The sequence below is a fragment of the Nesterenkonia ebinurensis genome (genome assembly GCF_008711175.1).
Classification (GTDB): Bacteria; Actinomycetota; Actinomycetes; order Actinomycetales; family Micrococcaceae; genus Nesterenkonia; species Nesterenkonia ebinurensis.
This window is the reverse complement of sequence record NZ_VWNF01000041.1, coordinates 332204-341806: the sequence shown is the minus strand read 5'-3', so window position 1 is coordinate 341806 and position 9603 is coordinate 332204. Positions and strand designations below refer to the sequence as shown.

Sequence of the window (9603 nt, the reverse complement as noted above, 5' to 3'; positions counted from 1 at the left end):
ATGAAGCGCCTGGCTGTTTCAGGGCTGCGCCGCCTGCAGCGTCTGCCGCATCTGGTGCGTGGATTCTTCCATGACCCGAATCTGGCGTACATCCACACCGCCGCCTGAGTCGACTAACTAACACACACATTAGTAGGTGCCGAACAGCGGTATCTTGTCCATCCGGCCGACTACGGTGACGTATACGAATCGCAGGGGGTCATCACAGATTTATTGAGCTTGGTGGAAACCCTCCGCTCCTGGTGACGACCGCACCAGAGGCCGAAAGACCCTCCCATCCGGCCGGTCGCTTCACGTGAGTGCGGCGAAGGTCAGGAGATCTCTGCTGCGTTCCTCCGGGCCGTAGAAGGTGAGGCGTGAGATTGAGGTGATCACGGCGTTCACCTTGCTCCAGGCGAGCATCCGGCTGCGGTCCACCCCGACGGCCTCAGCCAGCTGGCCGGCGCGGAACGCAATCTCAGCCGGCCCGCCCTCGACCATCGCGAAGTCGACCATATCGAAGCAGGGATCGCCCAGGCACAGCTTCGGGTCGATCGCCACCAGTCCATGTTCATCGCTGGCCAGGACGTTTCCCAGGTGCAGATCCCCGTGGATCACCACTTTCTCTGCGTTACTGCCCAGCAGCTCGCGGCACAGATCCACTGTCTCCTCCCACACGATGTCCGGCACCCGCTCCCGGACGGCCGGATTCCGCTGGCGTTGCCCGATCCGCTCGAACATCTCCTCACACCGATCATCGAGCAGGTCGGTCACGCCCTCAGCGGTCGCTGCATGGAGGTCATGGAGCAGGGCTGCCCAATCCTGCACTGTGGGCTGCGCCAGATTTGGGCTGTTGACGGTGTCTCCGGGCAGAACCCGCTCAAGTAGCACGGCACCAGTCTCAGGGCTGGACTTCAGAATCGCCGGCACTCGTCCGGTCGGGGCCAAATGATGCAGCATCTCCACCTGACGCGCCAGGAACGCCTGGTCAGGACTGATCTTCAGGACTGCCGGAGCTCCGGAGCCATCGCTGGCGGCCAGCACGATCGAGGTCGCACCGGCATCAAGGAATTTCTCGATGCTTAGCTCCCAAAGCTCCGTAAGCTCCCCCACCAGGGCAGGAAGTGCTTGACCGAACTGATCGGCACGCTCAACGCCGAAGCGGTCGTGCAGCCCGGCACCCTCCCGAACCAAGATCTCGTCAGTGACCATCACCGAACGGTATCCCGCACCGGCGTGGGCTACAAACCTGTCGAATACTGCTGCGGCGTCCGTCGGGCTACCACCGTCCATGCCTGCATGGACTTGGCACGCCTGCTCCAAGTAGGAAAAGCTATCGACCGCGTGATGCTCACACCGAGGAGGGGTCGGCGGCGGCAGCTTTCATCAGGGCGCGCAGAGCCTGCTGGCGGGCTTCGAAGCGGCCCAGCTTCTCCGGGGTCTCAATGGGGATGTAGTAGACCGCATAGAGCATCGCCCAGACCGAGTTGCTGATCCACTCGATGCTGAGCTGCGGATCGATGCTGCCGTCTTCCTGCCCGCGCTGCAGCATGGCGGCAATGTTGCGGTCAATCTCCTCGCCCTCAGGGTGGTCCTCGGGGGCGTCCTGCGTCATCCACCAGATCAGGGCAGGCAGGCTGTCCATCAGTTCGGTGCACAGCCGCCGGTATGCCTCCAACCCGGTCCCCTTTGTGAGGCCGGCACGTTCGACGGCCGTGTGCCACGCCTCGACGGCCAGTTCGCCGGCGGCCTTCTTCAGGGCGCTCCGATCACTGAAGTACCGGTGGAAGGTGCTGCGAGAGACCCCGGCCTTTGCGGCGATCTCGGAGAGCGGGGCGCTGGGATTGGAGGCGAGAACCTCAATGCCCGCTTCGAGGACGGCGCGCCGGGTGCGTTCGGCGGCTGCAGTGTGCTCAGGCATGCCATAAGGGTACTAGAAGCTTCCACCCTGAATCATTGATTGACAAAAATAAGACAAGTATGTCTCAATAGTGACCATGGGTGAATCAACTATTTCCACATCGGCTCGACTGGCCATCCTCTGGTCCTATGCCCGTCCCTACCGGCACATCCTGATCTTCGGTCTGGTGCTCTCGCTCGCTGTCTCGGCGATGGGCCTGGCCAGCCCCATGGTCACCAAATGGGTGCTGGACACCTTGGCGATCGGCGGCTCGCTGCGTGACCCGGTACTCGTGCTGGTGGGCCTGCTGGTCATCGGCGCGGTGGTCGGTTGGTTCCAGTGGGTGATGCTGGGACGGCTGGCCGAAGACATCGTTTACGATGCACGCAAACGAATGATGCTGCGCTACCTGGGCGCCAGGGTCTTCGCCCTGCTCTCCCGCGGCCCCGGTGAGTTGGTCACCCGGGTGACCTCGGATACTGTGCTGCTGAACCAGGCGGCGTCGTCCTCGATCATCGGGCTGATCAACGGAGTGATCATGATCATCGGCTCCCTGGTGCTGATGGCGCGGCTGGATTGGGTGCTGCTGGGCACCACCCTCGCTGCTCTCCTGGTGGTCCTGGCCCTCTTCGCGGTGCTGATGCCACAGATCTCCAAGGTGGAGGAGAAGGCACAGGCCGCACTCAGCGATCTCGGCTCCGAGCTGGAGGGTACTGTGCGGGCGATCAAGACCGTGAAGTCCTCTTCCGCGGAACCGCGCCGGTTCAGCTCACTGATGCACCATGTGGCCGAGTCCCGCCGGTTCAGCATGAAGTCGGTGCGGATCCAGGCCGGGGCGTGGACAGTGGCCGGGATCGGCCTCGACGGTGCGGTGATCATGGTGTTGGCCTTCGGCGCCTACCGGGTCTCTGCCGGGGAGATGACGGTCTCGGCCCTGGTGGCCTTCCTGCTCTATGTCTGGGGTCTCATGGGGCCGTTGACAGAACTGACTCAGAACCTGACCACCCTGCAGTCCGGGATGGCTGCCGCGGGCCGCATCGCGCAGATCGAGCAGATGGAGGTCGAGGGTGAGGGGGCCGATGTCAAGGTGTTTGCCGAGACCCGGCATGGAGCCGATGTCAAGGCTGCTGAGGCTCGGTTGAGTGCCGCAGCCCGCACTGGGCCTGGCGAGGTGTGTACCGGTTCCTCCCCACTGCTTGAGTTCCAGGAGGTGACCGCCCGCTACTCGGCTGATGCGGAGCCGGCGGTGGAGCAGATCAGCTTCAGTGTTCCCGAGCGCGGCCATATCGCTCTAGTCGGCTCCTCCGGAGCGGGCAAGACCACCCTGCTGAACCTGATGCTGCGGTTCCTGGAGCCGGCCTCCGGCCAGATCCGACTGGCAGGTGCTGATTACTCGCAGCTCGACCACGCTCAGGTGCGGCAGGCCTTCGCCTATGTGGAGCAGGAGACGCCGGTGGTTCCCGGGACCGTCCGGGAGAACCTGTTCTTCTCCAACCCTGCGGCGGGGGATGACGAGATCGCTGCGCTCCTGGACCGGCTGCACCTGGCGGAGAAGATCGCTGAGCTGCCCGAGGGGCTGGAGACCACACTCACCGAGACCAACGTCTCAGGGGGCCAGCGCCAGCGCATCGCGCTGGCCCGTGCCCTGCTGGCCAAACCTCGGGTGCTGCTGCTGGACGAGGCCACCGCCCAGGTGGACGGGATCACCGAGGCGGCGATCAAGGAGACCATCGCCGAGGTCGCTCAAGGGGCTGCCGTGGTGACGATCGCCCACCGGCTCTCCACAGTGATCGAGGCTGAGGAGATCCTGGTGATGGACTCCGGCCGAATCATCGGCCGCGGCACCCACCATGAACTGTTGGAGAGCACCGAGCTGTACCGGGACCTGGTCTCCGCCCTGCGGATCGAAGCCCAGGTGTAGGAAGCTGCGTAGTGGTTGACCGTGAACTCGGTTGATTCCTGCGAGCCATTGTCCCCTCGTAGCCCCGGAGGCAGTATTAGGGGCATGGAGAAGAGTTCAGGCGAGAGGGATGGCCACGATATGGCGCGGCCGACTGCCGTTGCTGCACTGAGCGCAGGCGCAGTGGAGTATCGCTTTGAAAGGCGCGGGGACGGCGTCGTCGTGATTCTGCATGGTGGGCACATGCACGCCGGCCTAGCGGTGGGTGAAGCGGTGTTCATCGAGGCGGATCACTCGGTGCTCGTGGTGTCTCGCCCTGGATATGGTCAGACGTCGCTGACCGCCGGCCCTGGGCCCGAGAAGTTTGCTGAGTCCATACTTGAGCTGTGGCAGCACCTGGGGATCACTCGCGTGGCAGCGGTGGTCGGAGTCTCTGCGGGAGGGCCCTACGCCACTGCTCTGGCAGCATGCAGCCCAGACCTGGTGGAGCGGGTGATTCTGCAGGCCTCCGTCGGCTCGCTTCCCTGGCCAGGGCGCTTGGCCCGCTTGGTCGCCCGCAGCGTATTCTCTCCGGTGACAGAGCGCAGGACATGGGCGATGGTCCGGCAGCTTATGCGCAGGGTGCCGGTTCTCGGGCTGAAAGCGCTGCTCGGCGGCCTCTCCACATCCTCCAGCAAGGAGGTCCTCGCCGACGTTTCCGCAGAGCACCGCGCGGATCTGATCGAGCTGTTCTCCCGGATGCGCTCTCAGACCGGGTTCCGCAACGATCTTGAGGTGCTCGACCAGCATCGGGAAGAGATAGCTGCACAGCCTGCTCTCATCATTCACAGCCGACGGGACGGCTCGGTGCCTTTCCGCCATGCTGAAACCCTGCACGAAGCCTTGCCGCAGAGTTCTCTGCTGGAGACCTCAGCGGAGCACCACCTCATCTGGTTCACCAGCGACTGGCCCCGCGTCGAGAAGCATATTCGGGAGTTCCTGGCCTCAGGTACTGCAAAGGTGGGCTAGAGCACTCAGGGTGGACAGCGTCGGCTGTGCCAGGTCTTGGGACTGGGAGAAATTCGCCCCCGATGCCGAGATATCCACTCCGCTGGAGGCCGCTCACTGGGACCCCAAAGATAAGTTCGGCGTGGAGTGGATGTTCATCGTCGGCGCGGAGGTGCAGGCCGACGGCGACGAGCAGTGAGGCAGGGGTGGTCAGGCCAGCTGCTTGACCACCCGAGCAGGATTGCCCACCACCACCACATTGGCCGGTATATCCTGGGTGACCACCGCGCCCGCACCGATCACCGAGTTCTCGCCGATGTTCACACCGGGACAGACGGTGACGCCGCCGCCGAGCCACACGTTGTCTTGGATCGTGATGGGCTGGGCGGACTCCCATTTGTCCCTCCGGGGTCCGGGCTCCAGAGGGTGTATGGGTGTGAGCAGTTGGACGTTCGGGCCCAGCTGGCAGTCAGCGCCGATGGTGATCGGAGCGACGTCGAGGGCCACCAGACCCGTGTTGATGAAGGTGCGGTCCCCGATGGACATATGCGCCCCGTAGTCGACCATCAGCGGCGCCCTGATGGCGACATCCTCGCCAAGGTTTCCGATCAGCTGGGGAAGCCGGGCTGCGGCGTCGTCGTACTGGCCCTGCTGGACCAGAGCGCTGTACTCGGCGGCCATCCGCTGGGCGGCGAATGCCCGCTGGAGGATCTCCTCATCGGCCTGGTACCAGTCCCCGGCCTGCAGCCGCTCCCAGTTGCTCCGCCCGTCGTGGGCATACAGCTTGTCAGCTTCTGGACGAGTCATATGACAAGTCTATTTCGCCCCCAGGCTTCGACAGAGATCTTCGCGGCAATCATCTTGCCCAATTGCTGGTTCAGCTCAGATGTGGCATTACTCCTGTTTGGGGAGAGTCCCGCAGCGTCGGCCAACGGCTGAGGATGCAGGCAGCCGGGCTTCCCGGCGGGGCAGAAGTCCATGGCGGTCCTTGCCCAGGGACAGGTGGGTGATCAGATGGCGGGATGCGGGTTTGGGGCAATCCTACGGGACCCAGGGGTTGAACAACTGGACGCCGGTGTCCTGAAAGTCGGTGGTGTTGCGTGTCACGATGCCGAGATTGTTCGTCAGCGCAGTGGCGGCGATGAAAGAGTCACGCTCCGGCCTGGTGCGTTGTGCCTGGAGCGAGGCGGCTCGAAGTCACCGATCCCTGCTTCATCCATGCTCAAGGGCCTCGGCGAGTGAGCTGCGCACGCTTGCGAGCTGCTGGTACTCCTCTGCGGTGAGCAGCACATGGGAGGTTCGGCCCCGATCAGTGATGAAGACCGGGCTGTGCGCAGCAGCGCGCTTGGCGGCACTGACGTCCTTGTTGAATTCTCGTGCACTGATGGTCGTCACAACACGCTCCTGGGTGTAGGTACGTACCTATTTTAGTGTCGATATACAGCTCTGTGAAGCTGTTGCCGAGCACTGAGGGATAGCGTCAGGCGGCCGTCGTCGTTGTACTGGACCTACTTGCCGAACTCCTGGGCGAGGGCGGCGGCCAGGCCGGTGTAGTCGGCGGGGGTGAGGTTCTTCAGTCGTGCCTCAGCCTCGGGGCTCAGTCCCAACTCGGCCACGAACTCCTTGAGCTTCTCGGCGTCCACGCGGCGGCCGCGGGTCAGCTCCTTCAGCCGCTCATAGGGGTCCTCCATCCCCTCAACCCCGGCGATCGCCTCGGCGCGCATTACGGTCTGGATGGCCTCGCCGAGCACCTCCCAGTTGGCGTCCAAGTCCGCGGCGATCACCTCCTGGGCCACGTCCAGCTGCTTGAGGCCCTTGGTCACATTGGAGAGGGCCAGCACTGAATGCCCTAGAGCGGTGCCGATATTGCGCTGTCCGGAGGAATCGGTGAGATCTCGCTGCCAGCGCGACTCCACCAGGGTGGCCCCCAATGTGTCCAGTAGAGCGTTGGAAATCTCCAAGTTCGCCTCAGCGTTCTCGAACCGGATCGGGTTGACCTTATGCGGCATGGTCGAAGACCCGGCTGCCCCGGCCACCGGGATCTGCCGGAAGAAGCCGATCGAGATATAGCTCCACACATCCACGCACAACCCGTGCAGAATCCGATTGAACCGGGCCACATCGGCGTAGAGCTCCGCCTGGAAGTCATGCGACTCAATCTGAGTGGTCAGCGGGTTGAAGGTCAGCCCCAGCTTCTCCACAAACTGACGCGCAACTCCCGGCCAGTCAGCCTCTGGGGCCGCCGCCAGATGCGCAGCGTAGGTGCCGGTGGCACCGTTGATCTTGCCCAGGAAATCCTGGGACTGAATCCGGCCCAACTGCCGATTCAGCCGGTGTACGAAAACCGCGATCTCCTTGCCCAGGGTAGTGGGGGTGGCCGGCTGGCCATGGGTGCGTGAGAGCATCGGCAGCTCAGCCGAGGACGCCGCCAACTCACCCAGCTCCGCCACAGCTTCCTGGGCCGCGGGCAGCCACACCTGGGTGACGGCGTCACGGATTCCCAGCGCATAGGCCAGGTTATTGATGTCCTCCGATGTGCAGGCAAAGTGCACCAGTGGCTTCAGCCCACCCAGGCCGAGCGGCTCCAGACGCCGAGCGATGAAGTACTCCACGGCTTTGACATCATGCACGGTCTCAGCCTCGATCGCAGCCAGCTCCGTGATCTCCTCCGGCCCGAAGCCCTCCACAATGCCGCGCAGCCCGGCGATCTGCTCAGCAGTAAGCTGCGGCAGACCGGGCAGCACCTGGGCCTGGCAGAGATGGATGAACCATTCGACCTCCACATGAATCCGGTTGCGGTTCAGCGCAGCCTCAGACAGGTGGTCCACCAAAGCGGCCACCACCGAGCGGTAGCGGCCTTCCAGGGCGCCCAGGGCAATGGCAGGTTCAGCGGCAGCAAAGGATACGCGAGTCATACCTTAATCCTCCCACGTAACCACGCCCTGGTGTTGTGCGCCAGCACGTTCACCGCGCAGGAGATCAAGATCCGGCTCCGGCTCGTCATAGTCGGGGGCGGCGGGCTGATCCCAGTACTCCTCCAGGGTGAGGTCCTCCTTCGCCACCTCCGCTGCGGTCTCCGGGCCCACATAGCGCAGATGCCAAGGCTCATAGCCGAAGCCGGTGATGTGCTCAGCACCCTCCGGGTACCGGATGACGAACCCATAACCGGCAGAGTTCTCCTGAACCCAGGCGAACTCTGGAGTCCGGTCGAAGCAGTCTCCATGGATGCACTCCGGGTTCTCGATACTGATGACATCCACCGCCAGACCGGTCTGGTGCTCGGAGTATCCGGGCCGGGCGGCGAACTCATCAGTGGCCTCAGTGCCCAGATGCTGGTGCCGGTCGGAGTAGACCCGGGCCTGCCCGTCGAAGGATCGGTACGCACTGGTCACCGCCAGCACCACACCCTGATCGGCAGCCTCGCTGAACATCTCATCCAGTGCCTGGGCAGATTCCTCGCGCAGGTACAGCGGGCCTCCCACCGTGGTGCGCACTTCAAGCTCCACCAAGTCATCCGGTGTATAGTCCACCGGATCCAACGGATTCTGCCGGTTCACCAGCACATGGATCGAAGCCGGGTCCCAGCTGGGGTCTGAGGCCCGGGTCGGCTCAGGCGGTTCCGGGGTGGGGTCGGGCACCGGAAGCGTGCTCTGGGCACGGGGCTCAGCGGGCGTCGTCGTACCCTGGAGGTCCTGCGTTCTGCTCGGTTCGGCCCCGGAGGGCTCATCCTCCGCATGCGCACACCCAGAGAGCACGAGGCCGCACAGGCAGCACAATGCCCACAGATCCCGGCTGCGCATCAGACCTTCCGCAGCAGCACCCGGGAGACGCTGTGCTCCTCATCCTTGGACATCACCAGGCGGGCGCGGGAGCGGGTGGGCTGGATGTTCTCGCGCAGATTGGGTCCGTTGATCCGGTTCCAGATGCCGGTGGCGCGGGTGACAGCCTCCTCATCAGTGAGGCGGCTGTACTGGTGGAAATAGGCCTCAGGGTCCGAGAAGGCCCCGTGTCGCCAGCGCATGAACCGCTCTACGTACCACTGCTGGATATGAGCCTGCCGAGCGTCCACGTAGATCGAGAAGTCGAAGAAGTCGCTCAGCGCCAGTCCCGCTGTGCCATCAGCGCGCACCCGGGCCGGCTGCAGCACGTTGAGTCCCTCCAGGATCAGCACATCAGGACGGCGCACAATGTGGTGCTCACCTGGGATGATGTCGTACTTCAGGTGGGAGTAGACCGGGGCGGAGACCTCCGGGCGGCCGGACTTCACCTCGGAGACGAAGCGCAGCAGACGGCGACGATCATAGGCCTCCGGAAAGCCTTTGCGGTCCATGATCCCGCGGCGGCGCAGCTCCGCGTTCGGATATAGGAACCCGTCAGTGGTGACCAGCTCCACCCGCGGTGTGGAGGGCCAGCGCCGCAGCATCTCCTGCAGCACCCGCGCAGTGGTGGACTTGCCCACCGCCACCGAACCAGCCACTCCGATGATGAACGGTGTGCGCCGGGTGGACTCGCCCAGGAAGTCATTGGTGGCCGCGCGCAGCTGGGCGGCATTCTCCACGTAGATGTTCAGCAGTCGGGACAGCGGCAGGTAGACCTGGGCCACCTCCTCCAGGGAAAGGTGGTCGCCGATACCGCGCAGCCGGTCCACGTCATCCTGGTTCAGCGGCTGCTCAATGGACTCCGCCAGCCGCGCCCAGGCGGATCTGCCCAGCTCCACAAAAGGGGAGTACGACGTCGCCTGGTTGTCTGCCGGAGGGGAGCCCGCCCAGGGTGCCGTCCCGGAGATCTCCGGAGGCACCGGCACAGGGGAGGTAGGGGTCTGCGGCTCATGGGGCAC

At 64.3% G+C, this 9603-nt stretch carries 10 protein-coding genes; 3 read left to right on the top strand and 7 right to left on the bottom strand.

Annotated features, from left to right (window positions below):
* Nucleotides 1-291 precede the first annotated feature (291 nt).
* Both F0311_RS12825 and F0311_RS12820 read right to left on the bottom strand, forming a co-directional pair.
* Nucleotides 292-1191 carry an aminoglycoside phosphotransferase family protein gene (locus tag F0311_RS12825; RefSeq protein WP_191089917.1) on the bottom strand — a complete coding sequence of 300 codons (900 nt, stop codon included), beginning with the start codon at nucleotides 1189-1191 and terminating at the stop codon, nucleotides 292-294.
* A gap of 139 nt (nucleotides 1192-1330) precedes the next feature.
* Complete coding sequence (locus F0311_RS12820) at nucleotides 1331-1900, bottom strand: TetR/AcrR family transcriptional regulator (RefSeq protein WP_150462307.1); 570 nt, start codon at nucleotides 1898-1900, stop codon at nucleotides 1331-1333.
* 76 nt (nucleotides 1901-1976) lie between these two features.
* Between F0311_RS12820 and F0311_RS12815 the strand changes: the two genes are divergently transcribed.
* The 3 genes from F0311_RS12815 to F0311_RS18125 all read left to right on the top strand — a co-directional run bounded on the left by F0311_RS12815 (nucleotide 1977) and on the right by F0311_RS18125 (nucleotide 4965).
* Nucleotides 1977-3800, top strand: coding sequence for an ABC transporter ATP-binding protein (locus tag F0311_RS12815; RefSeq protein WP_191089916.1), 1824 nt, complete (start codon nucleotides 1977-1979; stop codon nucleotides 3798-3800).
* An 84-nt stretch (nucleotides 3801-3884) separates the two neighbouring features.
* A complete protein-coding gene (locus F0311_RS12810) occupies nucleotides 3885-4787 on the top strand; it encodes an alpha/beta fold hydrolase (protein ID WP_223881323.1) in 903 nt (300 codons plus the stop codon).
* A 10-nt stretch (nucleotides 4788-4797) separates the two neighbouring features.
* Entirely contained in the window at nucleotides 4798-4965 is a 168-nt protein-coding gene (locus F0311_RS18125) for a VOC family protein (protein WP_191089915.1), read from the top strand.
* An 11-nt stretch (nucleotides 4966-4976) separates the two neighbouring features.
* On the opposite strand, the gene F0311_RS12805 is transcribed toward F0311_RS18125, so the two are convergent.
* The 5 genes from F0311_RS12805 to coaA all read right to left on the bottom strand — a co-directional run bounded on the left by F0311_RS12805 (nucleotide 4977) and on the right by coaA (nucleotide 9552).
* Nucleotides 4977-5573: a sugar O-acetyltransferase gene (locus tag F0311_RS12805; protein ID WP_150462306.1), complete on the bottom strand. Its 597-nt coding sequence runs from the start codon at nucleotides 5571-5573 to the stop codon at nucleotides 4977-4979.
* 405 nt (nucleotides 5574-5978) lie between these two features.
* Nucleotides 5979-6161, bottom strand: a complete 183-nt coding sequence (locus F0311_RS12795) for a type II toxin-antitoxin system Phd/YefM family antitoxin (protein WP_223881322.1) — start codon at nucleotides 6159-6161, stop codon at nucleotides 5979-5981.
* A 113-nt stretch (nucleotides 6162-6274) separates the two neighbouring features.
* Nucleotides 6275-7681 (bottom strand): adenylosuccinate lyase, encoded by a 1407-nt coding sequence (gene purB / locus F0311_RS12790; protein ID WP_150462305.1) that lies wholly within the window; start codon nucleotides 7679-7681, stop codon nucleotides 6275-6277.
* 3 nt (nucleotides 7682-7684) lie between these two features.
* Nucleotides 7685-8566, bottom strand: coding sequence for a M15 family metallopeptidase (locus F0311_RS12785; RefSeq protein WP_150462304.1), 882 nt, complete (start codon nucleotides 8564-8566; stop codon nucleotides 7685-7687).
* Nucleotides 8566-9552, bottom strand: coding sequence for a type I pantothenate kinase (coaA, locus tag F0311_RS12780; RefSeq protein ID WP_191089923.1), 987 nt, complete (start codon nucleotides 9550-9552; stop codon nucleotides 8566-8568). Before coaA ends, F0311_RS12785 begins: the two co-directional genes overlap by 1 nt.
* Nucleotides 9553-9603 lie beyond the last annotated feature (51 nt).